The 25,081-nt window shown below is 47.6% G+C and carries 21 protein-coding genes and 2 tRNA genes; 12 read left to right on the top strand and 11 right to left on the bottom strand.

Annotation, left to right across the window (positions count from 1 at the left end; translation table 11 throughout):
• Window positions 1-90 precede the first annotated feature (90 nt).
• The 9 genes from J2X05_RS18150 to J2X05_RS18110 all read left to right on the top strand — a co-directional run bounded on the left by J2X05_RS18150 (window position 91) and on the right by J2X05_RS18110 (window position 12,078).
• Entirely contained in the window at window positions 91-897 is an 807-nt protein-coding gene (locus J2X05_RS18150) for an IclR family transcriptional regulator (protein ID WP_310075202.1), read from the top strand.
• 286 nt (window positions 898-1,183) lie between these two features.
• On the top strand, window positions 1,184-2,182 hold the full coding sequence (locus J2X05_RS18145) for an aldo/keto reductase (RefSeq protein WP_310075199.1): 999 nt from the start codon (window positions 1,184-1,186) through the stop codon (window positions 2,180-2,182).
• A gap of 37 nt (window positions 2,183-2,219) precedes the next feature.
• Window positions 2,220-2,567, top strand: a complete 348-nt coding sequence (locus J2X05_RS18140; RefSeq protein ID WP_310075197.1) for a UxaA family hydrolase — start codon at window positions 2,220-2,222, stop codon at window positions 2,565-2,567.
• Window positions 2,564-3,781: a UxaA family hydrolase gene (locus tag J2X05_RS18135; RefSeq protein ID WP_310075195.1), complete on the top strand. Its 1,218-nt coding sequence runs from the start codon at window positions 2,564-2,566 to the stop codon at window positions 3,779-3,781. Before J2X05_RS18140 ends, J2X05_RS18135 begins: the two co-directional genes overlap by 4 nt.
• 10 nt (window positions 3,782-3,791) lie before the next feature.
• Window positions 3,792-4,520: an SDR family oxidoreductase gene (locus J2X05_RS18130; protein WP_310075192.1), complete on the top strand. Its 729-nt coding sequence runs from the start codon at window positions 3,792-3,794 to the stop codon at window positions 4,518-4,520.
• Between the two features lie 15 nt (window positions 4,521-4,535).
• Window positions 4,536-5,384: a fumarylacetoacetate hydrolase family protein gene (locus J2X05_RS18125; RefSeq protein ID WP_310075190.1), complete on the top strand. Its 849-nt coding sequence runs from the start codon at window positions 4,536-4,538 to the stop codon at window positions 5,382-5,384.
• Between the two features lie 203 nt (window positions 5,385-5,587).
• Window positions 5,588-8,797 (top strand): glycoside hydrolase family 3 N-terminal domain-containing protein, encoded by a 3,210-nt coding sequence (locus J2X05_RS18120; protein WP_310075188.1) that lies wholly within the window; start codon window positions 5,588-5,590, stop codon window positions 8,795-8,797.
• A gap of 166 nt (window positions 8,798-8,963) precedes the next feature.
• Window positions 8,964-11,390: a glycoside hydrolase family 95 protein gene (locus J2X05_RS18115; protein WP_310075185.1), complete on the top strand. Its 2,427-nt coding sequence runs from the start codon at window positions 8,964-8,966 to the stop codon at window positions 11,388-11,390.
• 70 nt (window positions 11,391-11,460) lie between these two features.
• The gene (locus J2X05_RS18110) at window positions 11,461-12,078 is read left to right on the top strand and encodes a DUF3617 family protein (protein ID WP_310075182.1); all 618 of its coding nucleotides are present in this window, start codon (window positions 11,461-11,463) and stop codon (window positions 12,076-12,078) included.
• Window positions 12,079-12,131: 53 nt separating this feature from the next.
• Here J2X05_RS18110 and chrA read toward each other — a convergent pair whose 3' ends face one another.
• A complete protein-coding gene (gene chrA, locus J2X05_RS18105) occupies window positions 12,132-13,475 on the bottom strand; it encodes a chromate efflux transporter (protein WP_310075179.1) in 1,344 nt (447 codons plus the stop codon).
• Window positions 13,476-13,661: 186 nt separating this feature from the next.
• Between chrA and J2X05_RS18100 the strand changes: the two genes are divergently transcribed.
• Window positions 13,662-15,389 (top strand): phosphate ABC transporter substrate-binding/OmpA family protein, encoded by a 1,728-nt coding sequence (locus J2X05_RS18100; protein WP_310075177.1) that lies wholly within the window; start codon window positions 13,662-13,664, stop codon window positions 15,387-15,389.
• A gap of 88 nt (window positions 15,390-15,477) precedes the next feature.
• Here J2X05_RS18100 and J2X05_RS18095 read toward each other — a convergent pair whose 3' ends face one another.
• From J2X05_RS18095 to purE, 5 genes are all read right to left on the bottom strand, one after another.
• Window positions 15,478-16,983 carry a methyl-accepting chemotaxis protein gene (locus tag J2X05_RS18095; RefSeq protein WP_310075173.1) on the bottom strand — a complete coding sequence of 502 codons (1,506 nt, stop codon included), beginning with the start codon at window positions 16,981-16,983 and terminating at the stop codon, window positions 15,478-15,480.
• A gap of 266 nt (window positions 16,984-17,249) precedes the next feature.
• The gene (locus tag J2X05_RS18090) at window positions 17,250-17,624 is read right to left on the bottom strand and encodes a hypothetical protein (RefSeq protein WP_310075170.1); all 375 of its coding nucleotides are present in this window, start codon (window positions 17,622-17,624) and stop codon (window positions 17,250-17,252) included.
• 23 nt (window positions 17,625-17,647) lie between these two features.
• The gene (locus tag J2X05_RS18085; protein WP_310075167.1) at window positions 17,648-18,328 is read right to left on the bottom strand and encodes a glutathione S-transferase family protein; all 681 of its coding nucleotides are present in this window, start codon (window positions 18,326-18,328) and stop codon (window positions 17,648-17,650) included.
• Window positions 18,329-18,462: 134 nt separating this feature from the next.
• Entirely contained in the window at window positions 18,463-19,539 is a 1,077-nt protein-coding gene (gene purK / locus J2X05_RS18080; protein WP_310075162.1) for a 5-(carboxyamino)imidazole ribonucleotide synthase, read from the bottom strand.
• Between the two features lie 81 nt (window positions 19,540-19,620).
• On the bottom strand, window positions 19,621-20,112 hold the full coding sequence (purE, locus tag J2X05_RS18075) for a 5-(carboxyamino)imidazole ribonucleotide mutase (RefSeq protein WP_310075159.1): 492 nt from the start codon (window positions 20,110-20,112) through the stop codon (window positions 19,621-19,623).
• 199 nt (window positions 20,113-20,311) lie between these two features.
• Between purE and J2X05_RS18070 the strand changes: the two genes are divergently transcribed.
• Window positions 20,312-20,569 (top strand): type II toxin-antitoxin system prevent-host-death family antitoxin, encoded by a 258-nt coding sequence (locus J2X05_RS18070; protein ID WP_310075155.1) that lies wholly within the window; start codon window positions 20,312-20,314, stop codon window positions 20,567-20,569.
• Window positions 20,566-20,859, top strand: a complete 294-nt coding sequence (locus J2X05_RS18065) for a type II toxin-antitoxin system RelE/ParE family toxin (protein WP_310075153.1) — start codon at window positions 20,566-20,568, stop codon at window positions 20,857-20,859. The genes J2X05_RS18070 and J2X05_RS18065 overlap by 4 nt, the downstream gene beginning before the upstream one ends.
• A 50-nt stretch (window positions 20,860-20,909) precedes the next feature.
• Here the strand turns inward: J2X05_RS18065 and J2X05_RS18060 are convergent, their stop codons facing one another.
• The 5 genes from J2X05_RS18060 to J2X05_RS18040 all read right to left on the bottom strand — a co-directional run bounded on the left by J2X05_RS18060 (window position 20,910) and on the right by J2X05_RS18040 (window position 25,058).
• The gene (locus J2X05_RS18060) at window positions 20,910-22,001 is read right to left on the bottom strand and encodes a hypothetical protein (RefSeq protein WP_310075151.1); all 1,092 of its coding nucleotides are present in this window, start codon (window positions 21,999-22,001) and stop codon (window positions 20,910-20,912) included.
• A gap of 85 nt (window positions 22,002-22,086) precedes the next feature.
• The gene (locus J2X05_RS18055; protein ID WP_310075150.1) at window positions 22,087-23,250 is read right to left on the bottom strand and encodes a slipin family protein; all 1,164 of its coding nucleotides are present in this window, start codon (window positions 23,248-23,250) and stop codon (window positions 22,087-22,089) included.
• Window positions 23,251-23,530: 280 nt separating this feature from the next.
• A tRNA-Asn gene (locus J2X05_RS18050) sits at window positions 23,531-23,600 on the bottom strand.
• Window positions 23,600-23,671, bottom strand: a tRNA-OTHER gene (locus J2X05_RS18045). The genes J2X05_RS18050 and J2X05_RS18045 overlap by 1 nt, the downstream gene beginning before the upstream one ends.
• A 163-nt stretch (window positions 23,672-23,834) precedes the next feature.
• Window positions 23,835-25,058, bottom strand: coding sequence for an RtcB family protein (locus J2X05_RS18040; protein WP_310075148.1), 1,224 nt, complete (start codon window positions 25,056-25,058; stop codon window positions 23,835-23,837).
• Between the last annotated feature and the right edge of the window lie 23 nt (window positions 25,059-25,081).

The raw sequence follows: 25,081 nt of genomic DNA, 5'->3' as shown, positions 1-25,081 counted from the left end.
GACAAAGTTTAGCCTTAGGTTGCATCCTGACTTGACCTAAGCGCTATAAGCCAATAATGGACACGGGGAAACAATAACGAGAAAAATACTATGACTTCTATTATGACTAAAGAACTCGACAGCGCTTTTTTGGAAAACGGTGACGACGCCGAACGTAAATATCGTGCCCCTGCCTTGGAGAAAGGCTTGGACATTCTTGAATTGCTCGCGCGCAATTCGTCGCCCATGACGACCTCGCAAATGGCCGCTGCACTCGGGCGTTCAGTAAGCGAACTCTTCCGCATGGTGCTCGCGCTCGAATATCGCGGATTCATCACCCAGATGCCCGATGGTCGCGACGGCTACATGCTCACCAACAAACTCTTCACGCTCGGCATCTCCCAAGGCACGGCCAAAACCCTGCTCGAAGTCGCCTTGCCGGTGATGAAAGAGCTGACCCGGGAGCTGGGGCAATCCTGCCATTTGGTGGTGCCCTCAGGCGACCAAATTGTGGTGGTCGCCCGCCTTGAAAGCCCGATGGATCTCGGTTTTTCAGTGCGTGTTGGCTATCGCCGCCGCCTGATAGATACCAACTCCGGTGCCTTGCTCTACGGTTTCGCCACGCCCGATGTACAAGCTGGTTGGCTGCCGCTGCTGTCGGCAACGGTGGATCTGGAGCGCATCGAGCGCTTCCTTGCCAAGGCGCGCAAAGGGGTAGATCAGGGTTATATCCAGCTTGCGAGTGATTTTGTCGATGGCGTGACCGATTTCTGTGTGCCGATCATTGGTGTTCACGGTGCGGCTGCGGTATTGATTATTCCGTTTATCCATATCAAATCCCAGGCGATCAGCACTGAGCGGGTGTTGGAGCGTTTGCTGCAGGCCTCGGATAAGATCTCGCAAGGGCTTATCGATTAACCATCTCACAAGCTGTTAAAAAGCCGACTCCTGCAGTCGGCTTTTTTATGGGGGTTAAAAAGATGGTGGAAGGATTGTTAGCTGAGAGCATATCTTTTTAGAAAAAGTCTAAATAACTATATGTGCTTTTCAGTTGCGTTCGGCTAGAATGTTTTTATTGGCGATTGATGTTTCAAGCATAAAAAGCCAAGCAAAAAACGATCGTAAAAATCTAATTATAAAAAGAGGTTGTGTGGGCAGGTTCAATCTTCTTCCGACGCGTGCTTTTGGCCGCAGCAATCTCCCTATGTCCTTATTGGGTTTTGGCGCTGCCCCCATCGGCAACCTATATCACCCCTTAACCGATGCCCAAGCGAACAGCGCAGTGCAATCGGCACTTGATTCCGGCATCCGCTATTTCGACACGGCACCCCATTACGGTTTTGGCCTGAGCGAGACCCGCTTGGGCGCCGCACTCGCCAAGACAGCGGTGACTGAGCCTGTAATCGTCTCAACTAAAGTAGGGCGTCTGTTAGTGCCCAGTACATCCAAAGCTTCGATGCGCCATGGTTTTGCCGATGCTCCGCCACTGGAGCCGCAATTTGATTACAGCTACGACGGCGTGATGCGCTCGTTTGATGCCAGCCTCAAACGCTTGCAGCGCACCCACGTTGATGTATTGCTCGCCCATGATCTAGGGCCGCTGACTCACGGCGCTGACCACCCAGCGCGTTTTCGCGAATTTATGGAGGGTGGTTACCGCGCCATGAGCGAATTGAAGGCGGCAGGGCAGGTGACCGCGATTGGCTTGGGTACCAACGAATGGCAAATCTGCGAGGCGGCGTTAAAACACGGCGATTTTGATGGCTTCTTATTGGCTGGTCGCTACACCTTGCTAGAGCAAGGCGCCTGCGAAACGTTCCTGCCTTTGTGTGCAAGGCGCGGAGCGTCTGTCATTCTCGGTGGCCCGTTTAATTCCGGAATTTTGGCAACCGGAGTGAAAGGTGCCGATATCGCCAGCGGTAAAATTCCGCTGCATTACAACTACGAAGCGGCGCCGCAAGCCATTATTGATCGCGTCGCACAAATTGAATCTGTGTGTGAAGAATTTGCGGTACCACTTGCCGCTGCTGCACTGCAATTTCCGGCTGCGCATCCACAAATTTGTTCGGTATTGGCTGGTCTGGCGAGTGAGGCGCAAGTGCAGCAATCACTTGTCTGGATGAATACACCAATTCCCGAAGAGCTCTGGCAACGGTTGCGCGAGTGTGAGTTATTGCATCCGGCCGCACCCATACCAGCTTAATTTCGTTAACTGCTATTTTATTTTTTCAGGATTAGGTATGACGCAAACTGCTGATCCAGTTGCACAGCAAAAACCTGCACTCGCACCGGTGATATTGCTCCATCCGGAAGACAATATTTTGGTGTGCGTGAAGCAGATCCACAGCGGCGATGCGTTATCAATTGATGGGGAAGTTATTACCAGTCAAATTGACATCGCTGTCGGACACAAAATTGCGCGCACCGCATTAAGCGCCGGCGATAAAGTTTATCGCTACGGCGCACCTATCGGCTCAATGACCGATGCCGTCGCAAAAGGTGAACACGTGCATATGCACAATATGAAAAGTGATTACATTCCCAGTCACACCCGCAGCCGTCAAAACAAAGACAGGAGTGAATCATGAATGATGCCGTAAGTTTTTCTGGCTGGCAGCGCGCGGATGGCCGCAAAGGTATCCGCAATGTGATTGTGGTGGCCTATTTGGTTGAATGTGCGCATCACGTTACGCGCAGGATTGTAAATCTGGTTGATGACATTGATGTGCATCTCATTGGTTTTCCCGGTTGTTATCCCAATCAATACGCCTATGAAATGATGCGCGCGGTTTGTACTCATCCCAACGTCGGCGGTGCGTTGTTGGTATCGCTCGGCTGCGAAAGTATGAATCGCGAAAAATTATTGACTGAAATTCGCGCGAGTGGTCGCCCTGCAGAATTATTGGTTATTCAGGAGGCGGGTGGCACCAAAAGCACAATTGAATTAGGTTTGGCTGCAGTAAAACGTTTGCAAAGCGAAGCAGCAAAAGTTGCGCGCGTGCCTATGTATTTAAACGAATTAATTGTGGGGACAATTTGTGGTGGCTCGGATGGCACTAGTGGTATCAGTGCTAACCCAGCAGTCGGCCGTTGTTTTGATGCGTTGGTTGCCGCCGATGCGATTTGCATTTTTGAAGAGACCGGTGAATTAATTGGCTGCGAAACCATTATGGCGGATCGTGCGATTACTCCGGAATTGGGCGAAGAAATTGAAGCCTGCGTTGCCAAAGCGGAACACTATTATCGCGTGATGGGTTTCGGCAGTTTTGCACCGGGCAATGCCGATGGCGGATTGACGACGCTCGAAGAAAAATCCATGGGTGCTTATTCAAAATCGGGCTCATCACCGATTAGTGGTTTGATTAAACCGGGCGATATTCCACCCGCCGGTGGTTTGTATTTGTTGGATGTAGTACCCGACGGCGAACCGCGTTTTGGTTTTCCCAATATTTCTGACAACGCGGAAATTATCGAATTAATTGCTTGCGGTTCGCATGTAATTTTATTTACTACCGGTCGTGGCTCTGTTGTCGGTTCAGCTATTTCGCCGGTGATAAAAGTCTGCGCCAATCCGGAAACCTATCGTCGCCTGGCGGGTGATATGGATGTGAATGCCGGGCGCATTTTGGAAGGCGAAGCAACACTGGACGAAGTGGGTGAAGAGATTCTGCAAAATGTTATCGATGTTGCTTCGGGTAAGCGCAGTGTGTCGGAAGAGCTTGGGCATCAGGAATTTATTTTAACTTATAAAGCCTTTGAGCCGATTGGCCCGAGTTGTTTGCCGGTGAGACAAATCCAGTGAGACAAAAACTATGAAACGTCTTGAAGGCAAAACTGCATTAATCACCGCTGCCGCCCAAGGTATTGGTCGTGCTAGCGCCGAATTATTTGTCGCTGAAGGCGCGCGTGTTATTGCAACGGATATCAATATTGCCGCGTTGAGTGAACTGACGGGCTGCGAAACCCGCAAGCTGGATGTGTTGAACAACGAAGAAGTCATCGCGCTCAGCAAAGACATCGGTGGTATCGATATTTTATTTAACTGCGCCGGTTATGTGCACAGCGGAACCATTTTGGAATGCGATGAAAAAGACTGGAATTTTTCATTCGATTTAAACGTAAGTTCCATGTACCGCATGATCCGCACTTTTTTGCCGGGCATGATCGAAAAGGGGGGCGGGTCTATTATCAATATGTCATCCGTCGCCAGTTCGATTAAAGGTGCCCCCAATCGTTTTGCGTATGGCATGACCAAAGCGGCTGTAATTGGTATGACTAAAGCTGTCGCCGCCGATTTTGTCACACAAGGCGTTCGCTGCAATGCAATCTGCCCCGGCACCGTACAAACACCATCGCTTGAGCAGCGCTTGCATGCAACTGGTGATTACGAAACAGCTTATAAAAATTTTGTCGCTCGCCAACCCATGGGGCGTTTAGGCACCGCGCGTGAAATGGCAGAGCTGGCGCTTTATCTGGCGAGCGACGCATCGGCATTTACCACCGGCACTATCAATATAATTGATGGTGGTTGGAGCAATTAATTTGGAATCATATTTATGAAATTACTTCGTTATGGCAATGCAGGACATGAGCGTCCGGGGATTTTGGACAGCAATGGCAAGGTGCGTGAATTGGGTTCAGTGGTTTCCGATATTAACGGCAAAACCCTGAGTGACGAATCGCTAAAAAAAATTGCGAGTCTGGATATCAATTCATTGCCTTTAGTGACTGAGCCTGTGCGCTTTGGTGCCTGTGTTAACAACGTCGGAAAATTTATTTGCATCGGTTTAAATTATGCCGATCACGCCGCCGAGTCAGGTGTTGCTGTACCAGCGGAACCGGTGGTTTTTATGAAAGCTACCAGTGCGATCACTGGTCCGAACGACAATATTATAAAACCGCGTAATTCCACCAAACTCGATTGGGAAGTCGAGTTAGGTATCGTCATCGGTAAGCACGCGAGCTATGTTGAGCTGGATGAAGCGATGGATTATATCGCTGGTTATTGCGTGATTAACGATGTATCGGAACGCAACTTTCAATTGGAGCGCCCGGGTGGCCAGTGGGATAAAGGCAAAGGCTGCGACAGCTTCGGCCCAATCGGCCCTTATCTGGTAACCAAAGATGAAGTTGCTGACCCACTGAATTTGAATTTATGGCTAAAAGTAAACGGTAAAACTTTTCAAAATGGTTCTACCGATCAAATGGTGTTTGGGCCACAATTTTTAGTGCACTACCTCTCCCAATTTATGAGTTTGCAACCCGGCGATGTTATTAGCACAGGTACACCACCCGGTGTTGGTCTCGGGCAAAAACCACTAATCTATTTGAATGAAGGTGATGTGGTGGAATTAGGTATTGAAGGGATGGGTGTACAGAAGCAGGTTGTTGTTAACGCGAAATAATTTTTCCGAAGTACTTGTAGGTTGCTGGTGATGAACGAACCGCAACACGACCATCTTGCCGCTCCGACCAAAAGCCCAATGGAGCATTGAACCGGGTTTTGGTTTGGTGTTGAGCATGGTCACGTTGCGGTTCGTAGGCTCAGCCTGCGCGGCCCGCACCAACCTACAATTACAGCTCATAAAAATTAAAGAGAACATCCCCAATGAAAAATCTCAAAAAATTAGCCGTACTTGGCCTTATTGCTTCCGCAATTTTTTCCGCAAATTATTCCACCTACGCCGAACAAAAAACCAATATCAAACTCTGGCCAAAAGCCGAATCGCCAATAAAAGGTTCGGCCGAATTCAATGCAAAAATTGAAAGCATTCTGCAAAACATGACGCTCGAAGAAAAAGTCGGGCAGATCATGCAGGCAGAAATTCAGACCGTTACGCCGGATGATATTAAAAAATACCATTTGGGTTCGGTATTAAACGGTGGCGGTTCCATGCCGAATCGCATCGACAATGCAACACCAAAAGACTGGGTGGGGTTTCTCGACGCACTCTATATCGCCTCTATGGACACCAGCGATGGCAAGCAGGCCGTCCCGATTTTTTGGGGCACCGATGCAGTTCACGGTCACAACAATTTAACCGGCGCCACACTCTTTCCGCACAACATAGGTTTGGGTGCAATGCACAATGCTGATTTGATTCGTCAAATCGGCGCTGCAACAGCAAAAGAAGTGCGCGCAACTGGTACTGAATGGGTATTCGCACCCACGCTCGCTGTTGCACAAAATGATCGTTGGGGGCGCACCTACGAAAGTTATTCAGAAGATCCGAAACTCGTCGCTGAATACGCAACTGCCATGGTGGAGGGTTTGCAAGGTAAGCCGAATACGAAAGAGTTTTTAGCAGAAGACCGTGTGATTGCCACCGCTAAACATTTTCTTGCCGACGGTGGCACAGAAGGTGGCGATGACCAAGGCAACGCACGCATTAGTGAAAAAGAATTAGTTAAGATTCACAACGCCGGTTATGTGCCCGCGCTGGATGCCGGCGTACAAACTGTGATGGCCAGTTTCAGTGAGTGGAATGGCGAAAAAATGCATGGCAATAAATATCTGCTTACCGATGTATTAAAAAATCGCATGGGTTTTGATGGTTTAGTCGTAGGCGATTGGAATGGCCACGGCCAGGTTCCCGGCTGCACCAACGATTCTTGCCCACAAGCGATTAATGCTGGTATCGATTTGCTTATGGTGACCTACGATTGGAAAGCCATGATTGAAAATACGCTTAAGCAAGTAAAGTCGGGCGAAATTTCTCAAGCGCGTTTGGATGACGCAGTGCGCCGAATCCTGCGCGTAAAAATGCGTGCAGGCCTGTGGGATAAAAAACCTTCTGAGCGTGCGTTTGCGGCTGATCAATCTGTCGTAGGTAGTGCTGAGCATCGCGAGATTGCACGCCAAGCTGTGCGTGAAAGTTTGGTGTTATTGAAAAATACCAACAAGGTATTACCGATTAATCCATCCAAAACTATTTTGGTGGCCGGTGATGGTGCGGATAATATCGGCAAACAAGCTGGTGGTTGGAGTGTGTGGTGGCAAGGTGTTACTGATGCAAAAGAAAACTTTCGCTTTCCCGGTGCTACCTCCATTTATAGCGGCATAAAAACCGCAGTCGATGCGGCAGGTGGAAAAACACTTTTATCAGTTGATGGTACTTTCACGCAAAAGCCGGATGCGGCCATTGTTGTGTTTGGTGAAAATCCTTATGCCGAAGGCAGTGGAGATCGCGACACGCTTGAATTTGAACCTGCGAAAAAGAAAAGCCTCGCGCTGTTAAAAAAATTGCAAGCACAAGGTATTCCAGTGGTGTCGGTATTTCTATCTGGTCGCCCTATGTGGATTAACCCAGAGTTAAATGCGTCAGATGCATTTGTTGCCGCCTGGTTGCCGGGTTCAGAAGGTGCAGGCGTGGCAGATGTATTGATTGCGAAAGCGGACGGTAAACCCAATTTCGATTTCAAAGGCACCTTGTCTTTCTCCTGGCCAAAATTGCCATTGCAAGATGTATTAAATAAGCATCATAAAAATTACGATCCATTATTTAAATTGGGTTACGGGCTCACCTATAAATCCGGCAAAACCGGACCGCAAAATTTACCGGAACAAGTCGCTGGTGTAGCGAGTGGTGAACCGCAAGATATAAAACTCTATGTGCGTCGCCCGCTTGAACCTTGGCATGTTTTTATCGAAAACTATGAGCGTCAACAAATCCTTAGCGGTGCTTTTGCTGCTTTGCCGAAGGGCGATGTCAAAGTACAAACTATTGATAAAGATGTGCAGGAAGACGCGCTGGCATTTGCTTGGAAAGATACATGGCGTGCTGGCATGACACTGGAGTCCGGCGAGCCATTGGATCTAACTGCCCATATGAAAACGGGCGTGCTGACACTGGATATCAAAATTGACGAACTCGCCAAAGGCGGAGTGTCTTTCAAAATGGAATGCCAAAAAGAAGGCTGCGATCGTGTAGTTCCTTTCACTATGGCAGCACGCGAATTGATTGGCAAAGGTTGGAAAAAAATCTATGTGCCGCTGAGTTGCTTTAAGCAGGAACAGGATGACTTCGCTGCGACGACTATGCCTTTTGCATTGGAAGTGGGTGGTGCAGGTGAAGTTGCTGTCGCCAATGTACAACTCTTAATTCAAACACCTAAAGACGTAACGCTTGCTACCTGCCCGGATTACAAAACTGTATCGGTTACGCCGGGCATGTTAAATGAATGGTGGTCAATCGACTGGTGGTTGCCGCGTCACGAACAGAAACTGGCTGATGCTAAAGCAATAAAAGCGAAAGGTGGAAAAATCGATTTACTGTTTATTGGCGATTCCATTACCCAGGGTTGGGAAAAAGAAGGTGCGGCAGTGTGGGAAAAACACTACGCAAAACGTAATGCCTTTGCGATAGGTTTTGGCGGCGATCGTACCGAGAATGTGCTTTGGCGTTTTCAGCACGGTGCATTGGAAAATATGTCGCCCAAGTTGGTAGTCATGATGATCGGCACCAACAACACCGGTCATCGCCATGAAAATCCGGCAACTACGGCAGCAGGAATTAAAAACTTGCTAAATGAATTGCAACAGCGTTTACCTCAATCAAAAGTGCTGTTATTGGCTGTGTTTCCGCGCGATGCAAAACCCGATGGCCAATTGCGTCAGATCAATAATGGTGTGAATGCGCTCATTAAAAATTATGCGGATAATAAGAAAATCTTTTTTGCCGATATTAATTCCGTATTTTTAACCAAAGAGGGTGTATTGCCGGAAGAGATTATGCCGGATCTTTTGCATCCGAATGAGAAAGGCTATGAGCTGTGGGCAAAAGCACTGGAACCCCATCTGCAGAAGCTCTTGAAGTAAGTATTGAAATCGGCGCCTGGTGCGCCGATTTTTTTAAGTTAAGTAATTGTTTTCGACAGACGCTTTGCTTTCCTATAAAAACACTATTAGAACTAAATAAAAACGGAGTGTTTGTGTGATGAAAATCCTGAGTACTATTCTATTACTAATGTGCGCGAGCATTAGCGTGAGCGCTAATCAATCCCATAAACTGTGGTATGCCCAACCCGCTGCGGTGTGGGAAGAAGCATTGCCCTTGGGAAATGGGCGGCTGGGCGCAATGGTGTATGGCAATCCTGCGAATGACACTATCCAGTTAAATGAAAATACTTTTTGGGCCGGCGGCCCGCACAACAATCTCAATCCGGCAGCTTTAGAATCCCTGCCAGAGATTCGTCGATTAATTGCAACGGGTGATTACCCCGCTGCTGAAGCGCTGGCTGCAAAAACCATTACCAGTCAGGGTGCCCATGGCATGCCCTATCAAACAGCAGGTAATTTACAACTGGAATTCCCAGGTCACAGTCAGTATCAGCAATATTATCGCGAACTGGATATTGGCAGCGCACTGGTCACCACGCGCTATCAAGTGCAGGATGTCGTCTTTACACGCGAAGTATTCAGCTCTTTTGTCGATCAAGTGATTGTAGTGAAATTGAGTGCGAGCAAAGCAGGCCAACTCAATTTCAGTGCACATCTATCCCATCCTTCCCAATCTGCTTTTTCGCAAGAGGATGCAAATACTTTGGCGATGCAAGTGCAATCCAAAGATCACGAAGGTATCAAAGGACAAGTGAAACTCGCATCGCTGCTGAATGTGAATTTAAGTGGTGGCAGCCTAATCCAGCGCGCTAATCGTATCCAGGTGAGCAATGCGGATTCAGCGTTGATACTGATTTCCATGGCAACCAATTTTGTTAAGTATAACGATATCAGCGCAAATGCATTGGAGCGTTCACGCGAGTACCTCGCCCAAGCAAAACGCAACTTTGAAAACAATCAATATACATCGCGTAAAACAGCACACAGCGATTTTTACAAACAGTACTTTGATCGTGTAAGCCTTGACTTGGGAAAAAGTGAATTTGCACAGGAGGCGACTGATCAGCGAATCCATTTATTTGCCAGTCGTCATGATCCTGAATTGGTGAGTCTCTATTTCCAGTTTGGCCGCTATTTATTAATTTCATCATCGCAACCGGGCGGCCAGCCAGCGAATCTGCAAGGCTTATGGAATCACCGGCAAGATCCACCTTGGGATAGCAAATACACACTCAACATTAATGCCGAAATGAATTACTGGCCAGCAGAGGTCACCAACTTAAGTGAGCTGCATGAGCCGCTGATTAGGATGACCAAAGAGTTGGCGATAACCGGACAGGAGAGTGCCAAAGCCATGTACGGCGCGCGCGGTTGGATGGCGCACCATAATACGGATATTTGGCGTATCACCGGCGGTGTGGATCACACTTGGGGTTCATGGCCAACAAGCAATGCCTGGCTGAGCCAACACTTATGGGAAAAATATTTATACACCGGTGACAAAAAATATCTGGCCGATGTCTACCCAGTGATGAAATCAGCCGTCACTTTTTTTGAAGATTTTTTAATTGAGTCGCCCAATAAAAAATGGCTCATAGTGTCACCTTCAATGTCGCCGGAAAATGCACCCAAGGCGACGGGCACAAAAATCGCGGCGGGTGTGACCATGGATAATCAACTCCTGTTTGATTTATTCAGCAATACCATCGCTGCCGCAAAAATTCTAGGAGAGGATAAAAAACACATTTCTGTATGGGAAAAAACACTCTCGCGTTTGCCTCCAATGCAAATTGGTAAATATCATCAATTGCAAGAGTGGTTGGAGGATTGGGATGACCCGCAGGATAAACACCGCCATGTATCGCATTTGTATGGGCTTTATCCCAGCAACCAAATATCTCCGATTCGTTCGCCGGAATTATTCAGTGCAGCGCGGGTGAGTATGGAGCAACGCGGTGACCCTTCTACCGGTTGGTCGATGAATTGGAAAATCAATTTATGGGCGCGTTTGTTGGATGGTGATCGCGCATTTAAATTAATGCGCGACCAAATTAAACCTGCATTAACACTTGACGGTAGTGTGAACGAAAGTGGCGGTACTTATCCCAATATGTTTGATGCACATCCTCCATTCCAGATCGATGGCAATTTTGGTTTTACTTCGGGTATTGCTGAAATGCTGGCGCAAAGCTATGACGGCGCAGTGCACTTGTTACCGGCATTGCCGCAGGCCTGGCCTGAAGGTGAAGTAAAAGGTTTGGTGATGCGCGGCGGTTTTGTAGTGGATATGCGCTGGGCTGAGGGTCAGATTAGGGAATTAAAAATACATTCACGTCTCGGCGGTAATTTGCGTTTGCGCACCCATTCCCTTCTTCCAGCGGTAAACAATTTCAAGGTGAAAAAAATTACGGGTAACGGAAAAAATCCCAATCCTTATTATCAACAGGCTCAGATCAAAAAACCGCTAAAAAACACCACCAAAGCAATGCCGCAGCTATCGCTTGCAAATGCCTATTTGGTTGATGTTACTACGGAAGCGGGGCACGATTACGTTTGGGGCGCAAGTCAATAGGCCGATTAATGCTATATTCATCAACTCGGGTGTATAAGCAAAAACTTACCTCAATCAAGGAGACAGTATTATGAACAAGCTATTGTTAGGTTTTGTCGCCGTTGTCGGTACCACAGTTTTATCATCGCAAGCTGAGCCAATCAAAGTTGATATGAAAGCGGGGTTGTGGGAAAACAATATGACTTGGGATGCAGATAGCGCCAAGGAAATGCAGGCCATGCAAACCGATCAAATGAAAGCAGCTATGGAGCAAATGAAAGAGCAATTCGCCAATATGCCGCCGGAGCAGCGTAAACAAATGGAGGCGATAATGGCGCAATCGGGTATGGAAATCAAAGATGACGGAGTTAGTTTCAAGAATGATCAGGTGCAGGTATCGCCATCGGGGACTAACGTAAAAAGTTGCATCACTCAAGCGGAAATTGATCGTGGTGAGTTGCCGGATGATGTCGATGGCTGCAAATCTACTATTACAAAAATCAGCGCCACCCGGTTCAAATCTACCTATGTGTGTTCAGGTGAAGAACAAGCCAGGGGTGAGAGTGAGGTGAATTTTCACTCACCTAAACATTATTCTGGCACAGGAACCATGGTGCATATGATGAACGGGGAAAAGCGCACCATGAATTTTAAAATGGAAGGTAAGTGGTTGGGCAGTGATTGTGGTGATATCAAACCAGCACAATAGCTGGAACATAGCGGTAAATTTTTAAAAAAAGGGCGCAATTGGCGCCCTTGTTTTTATCCAACTACAAATTTCACCGCAATACCCAGTAAGGCACAAATCCCCAATACTTTCATGATGCTCAGCTTCCAATAAAATAATAAAGCACTGGCAAGAATGCCTATCGTTAATGCGATCCAATCTATTTGCAATAGCCAACCTGATTCCGTTCCCTCGGGCCAGAGCGTGTGATAAGCAAAAAATAATGCGAGGTTAATGATCACACCCACGATTGCAGCAGTAATTGCTGTTAACGGGGCAGTGAAATGCAAATTGCTTTGGGTGGACTCCACTAGCGGGCCACCAGCGAGAATAAAAATAAACGAAGGTAAAAATGTAAACCAGGTCACCAGTGTTGCAGCAATCGCGCCTGCTAAAAATAATTGCTCGGCGCCGAGAAATTGCTGGGTATAGGCACCCACAAATCCTACAAACGCAACCACCATAATTAATGGCCCGGGTGTGGTTTCGCCCAACGCCAGACCATCCATCATTTGCGCGGGTGTCAACCATTGGTAATTAACCACTGCACCTTGGTAAACGTAAGGTAGAACGGCATAGGCGCCGCCAAATGTCAGCAGTGCCGCGGTGGTGAAAAACCAGGCCATTTGGGTAAAGCCGTGTTGCCAACCGAAACTGGTGCCGAGCAATAGCATGGGCAATATCCACAGTAATAATCCGCATGCAATCACTAATATCAAGCGTGCCGTGCGAAATTTTGCATGCGCGGGTGTGGGTGTTGCATCATCGATAATCGCGGCGCCGTAATTTTTCTGGTTCGCCTGGTGTTTGGCGCTGGCATTAAATAATTGCGGTGCAAATTTTCCACCTAACCAGCCAATAATCCCTGCTGCCAGCACAATCAATGGAAAGGGTAAGTGCAGGGCAAAAATGGCAATAAAGGCGGCAAATGCGATGCCCCATAACCAATTATTTTTTAAACTGCGTGAACCAATGCGATGTGCCGCCTGCACCACAATGGCAGCTACCGCCGGTTTAATGCCGTAGAAAATTCCGGCAATGAATGTGAGATGTCCATAGGCAATATAAAGCCAGGAAAGCAAAATTAAAATAAATAACGAGGGTAAAACAAACAGCACACCGGCAATGATTCCACCCCAGGTGCGATGCATTAGCCAGCCGATATAAGTGGCGAGTTGTTGCGCCTCTGGCCCCGGCAGAAGCATGCAGTAATTAAGCGCATGCAAAAAACGTTTCTCGGAAATCCAGCGGCGCTGCTCCACTAATTCCTGATGCATGATGGCGATTTGTCCGGCAGGGCCGCCAAAACTGATAAAGCCTAATTTGAGCCAGAATTTTAGCGCTTGCCAGAGACTGACCGGGGGGGGAGGTGTATTCATGTGGATGCCTTGTTATAACTTTTTCGATAGGGTGCATCATAACAAGCAATTGGATTGCTCAACAGTAAGATGCAAGTGGGATGTAATCCTCTTGTCACAAAGTCGTCATATAGTGCACCGCTTCAGAGGTCGGTAGATATTTCCCTCGTCTATCGGCTATTCGACAATGAAAACCAGAGAGCCTTTATGTCCCCCAAATCCCACAAGCATATGCATTACAACGTGGCCTTGGTCGATAAATTATGGAATTTAAAACGGCTGTGCGAAGCTCACTTAAAAATGCACATTCCGTTGAATATGGTACTGAAGGATGAAGAATATCGCGCTGAGTTGTTAGAAAAAGCCCTGACTGCAAATGATGATGAATTAACCAAACTGGTGTGGGATGTGCGCCAGATGGAAGATTCCATTGTAACCGCAACTCACACTGGTGATGAGTTTTCACCCAAAAAGAAAACACGCGGCACCATTAAACTCAGTTTTATTGCAGCAGTAGCTTGCTCGTTATTGCTGCTCTTGAGTGGATATTTATTGCGCTCATTTTTACCGCTTGATGCGGGCGAAGTGTTTGTGTTGCAGGCGATTACTGAAACGCGGGTGAAGTCTGCTGTTAAGCCTCAGCAACAAGTTTATATTCCCGGTAGCCCGGTGATACGTGCGAGCAAGCCGCTGTTCCGTGTGCATGGTTCCAATACCGTTGGTGAAAAATTAACACCGCGGTTGGTGGAGTCTTATTTGATGGCGCGTGGCGCTACGGATATTAAAACCGAGCAAGGTAAAGCACCCACTGAAAAAGCGGTCAGTGCACAGCTTAATGGCCGCATCGAATTTATCGAAATCCATGCTCATGGTTCCAGTACGGCGTTTACCGATTTACTGCAGGGCAGTGCGGAGTTGGGTATGTCGTCGCGCCGTATTAAAGAGCAGGAACGCGAGCTATTACTGGGTAAAAGTGGTGACCTGACTGAGCCTGGTAGTGAGCATATTATCGGGTTGGATGGTCTGGCCATTATTACCAATACGCAAAATTCGATTAGCCAACTCTCGATTCCACAATTGGTGAAAATATTTTCCGGCGAAGTGACTAACTGGTCTGAACTGGGAGGTAAAGACTTGCCTATCACTCTTTATGCGCGCGACGAAAACTCCGGTACCTGGGATTCATTTAAAAGTATGGTGCTTGACCCCGCCAAGGTAACGCTTGCGCTCACAGCCAAACGTTTTGAGTCCAGTACTGAGTTGTCGGATTTAGTGGCAAAAGATGAAGGCGCTATAGGTTTTATCGGCTTGCCCTATGTGCGCCGCGCAAAATTATTGGCAATTTCCACCACCAAAACATCCAAAGCGATTTTACCCACGCACTTTACCGTGAGCACAGAAGACTACCCACTCGCACGCCGTTTGTATTTTTATCTGCCGCAAAAAAATATCAATACCGATGCGGAAGAGTTTGTGAAGTTCAGTGCAACCGAGCGCGGCCAAAGTATCGTGGAAGATATAGGCCTGGTATCGCAAAATATTAAAACTGGCCAGCCGTTCAATAATAATTTTTACCCTGAAGAGATGCGCAGCCTGACGGCGCGCTCGCAGCGTTTGTCGATTAACTTTCGCTTTAAAGATGGCAGCGACGAATTGGATACCAAAAGTATTTCTGACCTTGATCGCCTGGTGAAGTACGTAGAAATCAACTCCCCCAAACGTGTGCAGCTCTTTGGTTTTTCTGATAGCGAGGGTGACAAGGCGCAAAATGTTGAGTTGTCTTTGCGCCGCGCCAAAGTGGTTGAGCAGCATTTAATTGCGCGCGGGATTTATCCGTTGGTAGCGCGCGGTATGGGCGAGGAGGCACCGCTGGCGAGCAGTAAATCGGAAGAGGGGCGTCGCATGAATCGCCGTGTAGAAGTGTGGATTTTATAATTGCCGGTGACACGTTCAGCTCATGAAGAGTCCGTCCCATAAAAAAACCCCGCCCAATATCATTGGGTGGGGCTTTTTTATTTAGCGGTTAACGCACTTTAAAAAATTCCATCATCTGCTGCAATTGCAAGGCTTGGCTGGTGAGTTCTTCTGCTGTGGAATACAGTTCTTCCGCTGAAGATGAGTTTTGTTGGGTGGCAATACTGATTTGCGAAATCGCGATAGTGATTTGGTTGGCGCCCATGGTTTGTTCATCGCTTGCAGCAGAAATTTCCTGTACCAAATCCGCTGTCTTTTTAATCGCAGGTACTATCTCATCTAATAATTGCCCGGCGCTTTCAGCGAGTTTGACTGAGCCTCCTGCAAGTTCCCCAATTTCTTTTGCCGCCGTTTGGCTGCGGCCTGCGAGTTTGCGCACTTCACTGGCGACTACTGCAAAGCCGCGCCCGTGTTCACCGGCGCGCCCGGCTTCAATTGCTGCATTGAGCGCAAGTAAATTAGTTTGGTAGGCAATATCATCAATCACACTGATTTTTTGCGCAATTTTACGCATAGCTTCTACGGTGTTTTTTACTGCGCTGCCACCATCATTTGCTTCGCGCGCGCTTTTGCTGGCCAGGCTGTCGGTGACTTTGGCGTTATCGCTATTTTGTCCAATAGAGGCAGTAATTTCTTCCATTGAGGCGCTGGTCTCTTCAATGCTCGCGGCCTGTTGCGTTGCTGCCTGGCTAAGCGACTGCGCTGTCGCACTTAATTCTTCTGATGCGGAAGACAGTGAATCGGCAGTGGAGCGTACATCGCCAATAATTTCCGATAATTTTGTAACCATTTGGCGGATGGCAAACAGGATGCTGCTTTGATCCTTTGGGGCAAGATCCACTTTTACCGATAGATCACCTTCGGCAATGCGATAAATTACATCGGCAGTGTAATTGGGTTCACCACCCAATTGCCGCAGTAAACTGCGCGTGATGACAAAGCTGAGTAATATCGCGATCAAAATAGCGGAGCCGATAATAATGCTATTGAGCCTAAGCGTGTCGTGATAGCGTTTGGTGGACCGTTCGTATTCTTGTTTAGCTACGGTCACTTGCAATTTATTGAGTTCCGTAAATACTTCGTTGAGTGGGTCGAAGATCGGGTAAATTCCAGTTTGGGTAAAACCGTTGATTGCCTCTACATTATTGCTGCTGTACCACTTCTGTAAATCGGCCAATTGTTGATGCGTTCTATCGATTAGCGGAGCGGCCTTTTTAATAAGTGCTTTTTCTTCATCAATCAAAAAAGTAGTTAGATAATATTCCCAGAGTTTATCCGTATTGGGTAAAACCTCTTGGGTAATTTTTAGTGCTTCTTGCGTAGTCATTATGCCCTTGACGGTTTTCTGTGGGACATCGACCAGAATGAGCGCAAAGTTATCAATCACCTCTTTCAGATCGCGCATAGGTTCAACACGATCCACATAAACGGTGTGCATGCCCTGGTTTGCATCGCTCATGCCTTTAATACCCATGGCACCGATGAGGATCATAAATGCCAGCAGTATGCCTGCGAGCATAGCGAGGCGCAGTGCGACTTTCATATTGTTGAACATGGAGAAACTCCTTGATGCGAGATCGGGCACCGGGAGCCAACAATTATTGGACGATAATTTTTATAGAAAATGATCCAAAAAAGGCTTCCGACGTAGCGGTTGCTGCTATGAACCTTAGTAAGCAAGGAGATGTTTGTCAAAAATGGTAATGACTTTAAGCGACCTCGCACCATAACTGAGCATCCCTCTGGAGTGGGAGGAGGCTGCGGCAGTGGGGTGGACTGTGGTGAGGTGAGTTTTTCGGGAATGAGAGCAGTGGCAGGTGGTTATTTTTGCGCGAGTAACCAGAGCTTTGCACTCTCGACGTCGTGAAACAATTTGCCATAGCTGACTGAACGATTAGCGAGTACGTTGTATACGAATTCGGTGGTCTCACGGGTGCGCGGGTTGTTATCTACCCAGGCAAATTGATATTTGGTTGTAATCCCGAGTTTTTTAAACATCGCCGGGTGGTCAAATGCTTCGAGCGTGGTTACAGAGTCGAGCAGGTATTGCTCACCAAGCACCCGGTAACATTGATATTGCTCACAGGCCGCGACCACTTGCTGCCAGAAATACAACGCGTTCTCGTAATTGCCGATGCCTTTCACCTTTACGTGAAGGTAGTTTTCATGCGGAGTGACATTAATTTCCAATTTCATTAGTGCGAATACTCTGTTTGGGACTAGTGGCGAAAATCGGCAAGTAAACTTCCTGCAGCGAGAATTTCCTGCTCGTGTTCTGGTTCACGCCAGGTTTCTGCCAGGCCGCTTGCATACCATTCCTGCATGGCTGGCAGATTCAATAAGCGCACAAGGTACTCTTGCGCAGCGCCAGTTAATGACAGGCCATAGGTTTGGAACCGAAAAGCAACCGGCGCAAAAAAAGCATCGACAGCGGTAAATTTTTCGCCGGCTAAAAATGCCCCTCCAAATTTACGCAGGCCTTCATTCCAGAGTTCATCAATGCGTGCGATATCTTTTTGCAGTGCAGGGGAAATTGTGTGTAGCTGAATACGATGGCCACAGCTCATGCTGCAATTGTTGCGCAGGGCTTGAAAGCCCGAGTGCATTTCTGCGCTGGCGGAACGTGCCCAGGCGCGCGCGGTTTTATCGGCTGGCCAGACCTGTGGATAAGCCTCAGCGAGATATTCGGCTATAGCGAGGGAATCCCAAATATGTATTTCGCTATCTTGCAAGCAAGGTACTTTGCCCGATGGCGAAAATGCTCGGTATGCCGTCCAATTACTGTCTGGGTCAAACGGATGTAATTGTTCGTTGAAAGGGATATTCAATGTGCGCATCAACACCCAGGGGCGCAGTGACCAAGAAGAGTAATTTTTGTTGGCGATATGCAAAGTGAACATCGTATGGCTCCTTGTAAGATACACGCGGAAAGATGACAGAACCTATCACACTTCCCGCTATGCAAGATGCAAACATTAACCAAGACTTACAAAAAAACCAGAGTTTTTCGGGCTCTGGTTTGTGCGCGAGTGTTTTACAGTGTGGCGAGCCCGTTCAGGCTCCAGTCGATGGCTTCGCGGTAGTGGTGCTCTGGCAGTAAATCACCAAGCAACACCAATGTCTCGCGGATTTCGGTGATGTTGTTGCTGACAATATTGATATGCCCAACCTTGCGGCCTGCGCGCACCTCTTTGCCGTACCAGTAGGTGCGTGCACAGGGCAGATCGCGCCAAGCGGGATTATAGTCAGTGCCGATGAGATTGATCATCACATTCTGGCCAATTACTTGCGGCAACGGTGTCGCCATGCCAGCAACGGCACGCAGGTGATATTCAAACTGGCTGATGCTGGCGCCCGCTTGCGTCCAGTGACCGGAGTTGTGTACGCGCGGGGCTAATTCGTTAATTAGCAACTGATCGCCAACGCGGAAAGTTTCCATCGCCATAACGCCGACATAATCGAGCGCATTGAGAATTTTACCGAGCATCATCTCTGCTTGTGCCTGCAGCGGTTGTAGTCGAGCGAGCGGTGCAATCGAGGCGTAGAGAATTCCGCTGAGGTGCAGATTCAACGTGAGCGGATAAAACACGCATTCGCCTTGGTGGTTGCGCACACCGACCAATGATACTTCTTCATCAAAATTGATGGCTTGTTCGGCGATGGCTTCGCCCTGCCAATCATCGGGTACTTCATCTTCATCGGTGCGCAGCCAGTGTTGACCGCGGCCGTCATAGCCACCGGTGCGACGTTTAAGCAGTACGCGTTCGCCGAGTTGGTCGCGCAATTCATTGGCGGTGATGTCATTGGCCACATTGCGCCAGGGAGCAGTCGCAATACCGAGTGAATCGATCAATTCTTTCTGGGTTTTGCGATCAGCCAGGCGGCCAAAGATATTCTGGTTGATGAAGCGCGGGTGTTGGGCAAGGGCGTGAGTCACCAGTGTTTCCGGCCACTGCTCGCGCTCGGCGGTAACCAGGTCATTGGGAGAAAGTGCAGGTGCTGTGCCTTCATTAATATCCACCGGGCACACATCCAGAGCCAATGGCATACCGGCGTGCTTGAGCATCGCACCCAATTGGCCTGCACCTAATACCCAAATTCGTTGACTCATGCCTAACCTCGAAACGCGCTTACTAAATGCAAAGGGAAATGACTGATCGCGGGTTGTTGATCAAAGTTTATTGATCTCTACCTATTGATCCCTAGGGTCTGGATTATCCAAAACCGCTTGGGTCTGGTCATGGCGGAATTGGTCGATTTTGGCCGCCAACGCCGGATCAGTCACTGCCAGAATCTGGCAGGCAAGCAAACCAGCGTTAAACGCACCGGCCACACCAATCGCCAAGGTACCCACGGCGATGCCTTTGGGCATCTGCACTATAGAATAGAGGCTATCCAAGCCACTGAGCGCTTTACTTTGGACAGGTACGCCCAGCACTGGCAAACGGGTGTGTGCTGCGACCATACCCGGCAAATGCGCCGCACCGCCAGCGCCGGCGATAATAACCGCATAGCCGTTATCGACCGCAGTTTCTGCAAATTCAGTGAGCTTCTGCGGGGTGCGATGGGCAGAAACCACTTCAGTGTGATACTCAACACCCATCTGCTCCAGTATTTCTACCGCCGTCTGCATTGTGGCCCAATCGCTCTTGGAACCCATAATCACCGCAACTTTTCTTGCCATAGCGCTTGTCCGAATGCTTGAAACTCAATAAGTGTAAGCCCAAAAAATGGGCCGGAAACGGAAAAAAGGCGCGCATATTAGCACGATGCTGGGGTGATGCCGAATGCATTCTTTGCCCAGCCTTGACTGCTAGATGAACAACTGGATAAAGTGATCAAAATGATTAAATTAATTAAAATGATCAATGTGAGGATGCGTAATGGAAATCCTAAACGCCAGTGATGCCAAGCGCGAATTTGGCGATCTTCTCCTAAAAGTCCAAAGTGCACCTGTGGGAATTAACAAAAACGGCAAGCCAGTAGCAGTGATGCTTTCATATGCCGAATACGAGCAGCTTGCTGGCTACAAAACCGCGCAACTTAAGGCGCAGATTCAGCAAGGTATTGCGGATTTAGAAGCTGGTCGCATCGCGAGCGGAAATGTTGTGCTTGAGCGTCTGCGTCAGCGAGTGAAATGATGGCCACCTTTTATTTCACGGAGCAAGCGGAAAAGGACTTGGAAGCTATTATCGATTTTACCGTCCAGCGCTGGGGTGTAGCGCAGTCGCATAACTATATAGATGACGTGGAGGCACTTGCTAAGATACTCGCGGATAACCCTCTGCTGGGAACTGAGCGCGATGAGTTGTCCCAAGGGCTGCGCAGCTTTCCCTATCAAAGCCATTTGCTTTTTTATGTGCTGCAAAAAGACGGAATTGCGATTGTGCGGGTGCTGCATATGAGTGTGGATGTGATGCGATATTTTTAAGATTTGTATGGTGGAGTCGCGCGCACTCCACCGTAGGTATTGTGAATCAATTAAATATCTGAAACTTTCCATTGAGTTTTAACAAGGTTGGAGAGTTTTGAATAGAGATCTTGTTTTAATAATGCAATGATATCGGGCGGTAAATAGCCCTCAACCGTTACTTGAACCTCCCAGTGTTCTTCTTTATACCGTACAACCACATCCTCTACGAGAATACGCTGTTGATTGTACTCCCCATCACCCTCCCGCTCTGGTAATGGCTCGAACTTGAGTGGTGGTTGATATAGCGATTTCAGTGTTGGCAAATCAGGATGATGGCCTAGTTGATCAATCAGTTTCACTAAATCACGGTCATACTCTGATTTCCAATTCATCTCCTGATGCCAAAGGAGTTGGCGAAGCTCCCATAAAAGATTGCATTTTTTGTCAGCCCTTATGTATTGCCATCGTGGCCAATTATTTTCCTTTGATAATTTCCAGCTGCCGCTGCTAAGGTCAAGGCACCATTCGTTTATATTTTCGGTAACTGGAGTTTCCGGACCGCTATAAATCTCACCTTGGCTAATCAATAGAGATTTACCATCCTCTAATAGGGTTGCATTGTGCCCAAAAATCCATCCAGGGTTACTACCAGTTGTCTCTTGTTTACGAATACTAAAATTATTGATGTTTAATATAAAAACAGGCGTTTGTTTGATGTGTCTTTGATCATGATAACCGAGACGGCCAATTATAAATATTTCATCGTTTACCAATGTTGCGGAGTGGAAATCCGTTGCTGGAAAAACGCTTTGGGGATAGATATAAATATCTAGAGATCCGTCAATGTGCTCCACAACTACATCGTTGTAAATACAAAAGTCCGGATCATAATGGTCCTCATGTTCTCCGCCTATATATATTTTCCGTCCATCCGGCAGTTGGTTAGTTGATTGACCATATCTGTCAAAGCACCAAGTTGGTCCATCGGCGTAGTAATCATGTTCTGATGCTTTATTAGCGGCCCATGCACTCAGTTTGGTTTGTACCAGCCAATTCCAAACTGGGTTGTTGGCTTTGGTAGGATTATCAGTTCCTTCGCGAGGTTCCCTCCACTCTTCAAAAAGTTTTTGAGATATGCCGAAATTTTCTAACGTTTCCATTTTTTAAAAACCTGATGTTGAGTATTTTTTCTGCTTATACATTTTGGCATGAAAACATCACCGGAGATTAATCCGGTGATCAAATTCAAGCTTTTGCAGCTCTGTCAGTAATTCTCACCAAATCATTCATCACACCATCCAAGCCGCCATAGACGTTCAGAGTGTTAATTTTGCCGGTGATTTTTTCCAGTACTTCCAGTTCTTTCAAACGAAGAAGTACAGGGTTGCCTTCCATGACTTTCGCCGTGTTGTGCAGTGAACGGGTGGCCTGGGTTTCTTCTTGCCGTTTGATCAGGTTGGCTTCGGCCAGTTTTTGCGCCTCTACTACTTGAGTTAAAATTGCTTTCATTTCACCTGGCAAAATAATGTCCCGCGCACCAACTGATTTTAGTGCAATTCCATAGGTTGCCGCTTTTTCTGCCACTATCGCCAACACCTGCTGGTTGAGTGAATTTTTGTCGGCCAATAATTCATCCAGTGTTTGAGTGCTAACGATTGTGCGCAAAGCCAATTGCAATTCGCGATACAAGTAATCTTTTGCATCTGCTAATTCGCGTTTAACGGCAGCAGCGTCTGTGATTTGCCACATGGCCGATAGGTTAATACGCAAGCTGACGCGGTCTTTGGTCAAAATTTCTTGGCCATTGACTTCCATATTTTGTAAACGCAAATCAAATTGTTTAACCTCAATCACACGGTTGAACTTCCACCACATATGCAAACCGGGTTGCAAGGCGCTAATAGTATTGCCGTCTACTATCAAAAAACCAATATGACCTTCTGCTACGTTGCTTAATGCAATAGCGGTTGCAGCTGCGCGGCTAAGTAAAGCTTCTCGTGCACCGGACAGTACACGCAGCAGTTTTTCCGAAAGCGAAAAGTGCTCACTGATATCCAGCTTTTCAATAGTGATCGCTTGTTTCTGCTTCCAGTAAGCGCCGCGTTGGCCGGGTGCTTTAATGTCGCGCAGAATACTTTGCTGATAGACCAATCCAATTTCGTGCTCGCCGGTTTCCCACATCTGCAGGTGGTCTGCAAAAGCGGACGAATGTATTTCAGCGAGATATAAAATATCTTTGCTGACACCATCGCTCAAGGTGGTGGCGATGTTTACCGACTGTAGTGTCAGACGATTTTGCCAATCCCAATATTCATGGGTGCCAGTGTTCAGTACTTTCTGGAATTGCTGATCTTTGTACAGCAAGCCTATTTGGGTATCGTTAAGTAAATATTTTTTCTTGAATTTCATTTTCCTGTTTCCTTGTTTTGTTGGAGCAGAGCCTCCACATGGCGCAGGCATAACCGGTTTTTGTTAGAGGGCGTTTTTGCATTCGTCCATCCGCTGAATGATTTCAGCATCCGATGCTATTTGCACTAACGCGCTTTAACCAAGTATCTGTTATGGCATTGCCATGTTTAATAAATCATTACTAATGAAATCCTTTGCCAAAACCTAAATCCATTTATAAGTAGCGATTTATCGCGGAGGTCTGCGATGTTTCATTTTTTAGCTGGTTGGAAGACCAGTTTGCTAGCCGGAATTGAACCGGCAACCGTCTCATTAACAGTGAGATGCTCTACCAAATGAGCTATAGCATTGGAGCCATGATTGGAGTCGAACCAATGACCTGCGGATTAGATTCCGCTGCTCTACCGCTGAGCTACAAGGCACTATCTGGTGCCTGTGTGATCCCGATACACAAATAGCCAAAGGCGTTTGTGTCAGCCAGTAAACAATACTGGGCCGCTGTGATCACACAGTGTTGTTATATTTCCGTCTACAACAACACACCAAATTCTTGTTTATCGCCTCGTCCTTGGTGCGATATTTTTTTAACCTTTCACACACAAAACCTGTTTTAGTGTGTGCACGATTTCTACTAAATCAGCTTGAGCTTCCATTACTTTTTCGATGGGCTTGTATGCCGAAGGTGTTTCATCAATTACGTCCTCATCTTTTCGGCACTCAACACCAGCGGTTGCTTGCAAATGTTCGCTCATGGAGACTCGGCGTTTTGCTTCAGTACGTGACATCACGCGCCCGGCGCCATGGCTGCAGCTACAAAAGCTTTCATCGTTACCAAGACCGCGCACGATGAACGATTTTGCGCCCATGCTGCCCGGAATAATTCCCATCTCACCTTTGCGCGCACTGACTGCACCTTTACGTGTTACCCACACATCTTCTCCGTAATGATGTTCGCGGCTGATGTAGTTGTGGTGACAATTCACCGCCTCTACATGTGCTTCAAACGGCACCTGCAGAATGTCGCGCATCGCTTGCAGTGTTCTCGCCATCATGACTTCGCGATTAGTGCGGGCAAAATCCTGCGCCCAGGCTACGGCTTCTACATAGTCGCGAAATTTTTCGCTACCTTCGGGTATGTACGCCAAATCTTTATCGGGCAGATGAATAAACCAGCGCGCCATATCTTTTTTTGCTTGCTCGATAAAATGCGTCCCTATGCGATTACCCACACCGCGCGACCCGCTATGCAACATCACCCAGACTGCGTTAGTTTCATCCAAACAAATTTCAATAAAATGGTTACCTGTCCCCAGAGTTCCCAAATGATTCATATTGTTGGTGTTCTTTAAAAACGGATGTTTTGCGCATAGTTTTTCAAATCCGTCGTTAAGATGTGCCCAGCCTGCAGTGACGTCATCGGGTGCATTTAGCCAAGCTCCCTTATCCCGGCCTCCGCGCATTTTAGGAGTGCTTCCGTGCGGAACTTTTTTCTCGATTTCGCTGCGCAGTGCTACCAATGAGTCAGGCAATTGCGATGCATTCAAGGTGGTTTTTGCAGCCATCATTCCGCAACCCAAATCCACGCCCACTGCTGCCGGAATAATTGCGCCAATGGTCGGAATTACGCTGCCGATGGTGGCGCCTTTACCTAGATGTACATCAGGCATTACTGCGATCCATTTATGTATGAACGGCATGCTCGCCATGTTGTTGACCTGCTGGCGCGCGTTCTCATCGAAACTCACTCCGCGCGTCCAGGATTTAACCGGCACCTGACCCTGGTTATGCATGACTTCAAAATTGCTCATATCCGTACCTTTCTGTTGTTTTT

The sequence above is a fragment of the Cellvibrio fibrivorans genome, assembly GCF_031457055.1.
Taxonomy (GTDB): domain Bacteria; phylum Pseudomonadota; class Gammaproteobacteria; order Pseudomonadales; family Cellvibrionaceae; genus Cellvibrio; species Cellvibrio fibrivorans.
The sequence above is the reverse complement of the archived record's forward strand: the minus strand, read 5'-3'. Positions and strand labels throughout refer to the sequence as shown.

Excerpts from the sequence above, each read along its gene's own strand:
- J2X05_RS18150 (WP_310075202.1), top strand. The coding sequence starts at position 91 with ATGACTTCTATTATGACTAAAGAACTCGACAGCGCTTTTTTGGAAAAC.
- J2X05_RS18145 (WP_310075199.1), top strand. The coding sequence starts at position 1,184 with ATGTCCTTATTGGGTTTTGGCGCTGCCCCCATCGGCAACCTATATCAC.
- J2X05_RS18140 (WP_310075197.1), top strand. The coding sequence starts at position 2,220 with ATGACGCAAACTGCTGATCCAGTTGCACAGCAAAAACCTGCACTCGCA.
- J2X05_RS18135 (WP_310075195.1), top strand. The coding sequence starts at position 2,564 with ATGAATGATGCCGTAAGTTTTTCTGGCTGGCAGCGCGCGGATGGCCGC.
- J2X05_RS18130 (WP_310075192.1), top strand. The coding sequence starts at position 3,792 with ATGAAACGTCTTGAAGGCAAAACTGCATTAATCACCGCTGCCGCCCAA.
- J2X05_RS18125 (WP_310075190.1), top strand. The coding sequence starts at position 4,536 with ATGAAATTACTTCGTTATGGCAATGCAGGACATGAGCGTCCGGGGATT.
- J2X05_RS18120 (WP_310075188.1), top strand. The coding sequence starts at position 5,588 with ATGAAAAATCTCAAAAAATTAGCCGTACTTGGCCTTATTGCTTCCGCA.
- J2X05_RS18110 (WP_310075182.1), top strand. The coding sequence starts at position 11,461 with ATGAACAAGCTATTGTTAGGTTTTGTCGCCGTTGTCGGTACCACAGTT.
- chrA (WP_310075179.1), bottom strand. The coding sequence starts at position 13,475 with ATGAATACACCTCCCCCCCCGGTCAGTCTCTGGCAAGCGCTAAAATTC.
- J2X05_RS18100 (WP_310075177.1), top strand. The coding sequence starts at position 13,662 with ATGTCCCCCAAATCCCACAAGCATATGCATTACAACGTGGCCTTGGTC.
- J2X05_RS18095 (WP_310075173.1), bottom strand. The coding sequence starts at position 16,983 with ATGTTCAACAATATGAAAGTCGCACTGCGCCTCGCTATGCTCGCAGGC.
- J2X05_RS18090 (WP_310075170.1), bottom strand. The coding sequence starts at position 17,624 with ATGAAATTGGAAATTAATGTCACTCCGCATGAAAACTACCTTCACGTA.
- J2X05_RS18085 (WP_310075167.1), bottom strand. The coding sequence starts at position 18,328 with ATGTTCACTTTGCATATCGCCAACAAAAATTACTCTTCTTGGTCACTG.
- purK (WP_310075162.1), bottom strand. The coding sequence starts at position 19,539 with ATGAGTCAACGAATTTGGGTATTAGGTGCAGGCCAATTGGGTGCGATG.
- purE (WP_310075159.1), bottom strand. The coding sequence starts at position 20,112 with ATGGCAAGAAAAGTTGCGGTGATTATGGGTTCCAAGAGCGATTGGGCC.
- J2X05_RS18070 (WP_310075155.1), top strand. The coding sequence starts at position 20,312 with ATGGAAATCCTAAACGCCAGTGATGCCAAGCGCGAATTTGGCGATCTT.
- J2X05_RS18065 (WP_310075153.1), top strand. The coding sequence starts at position 20,566 with ATGATGGCCACCTTTTATTTCACGGAGCAAGCGGAAAAGGACTTGGAA.
- J2X05_RS18060 (WP_310075151.1), bottom strand. The coding sequence starts at position 22,001 with ATGGAAACGTTAGAAAATTTCGGCATATCTCAAAAACTTTTTGAAGAG.
- J2X05_RS18055 (WP_310075150.1), bottom strand. The coding sequence starts at position 23,250 with ATGAAATTCAAGAAAAAATATTTACTTAACGATACCCAAATAGGCTTG.
- J2X05_RS18040 (WP_310075148.1), bottom strand. The coding sequence starts at position 25,058 with ATGAGCAATTTTGAAGTCATGCATAACCAGGGTCAGGTGCCGGTTAAA.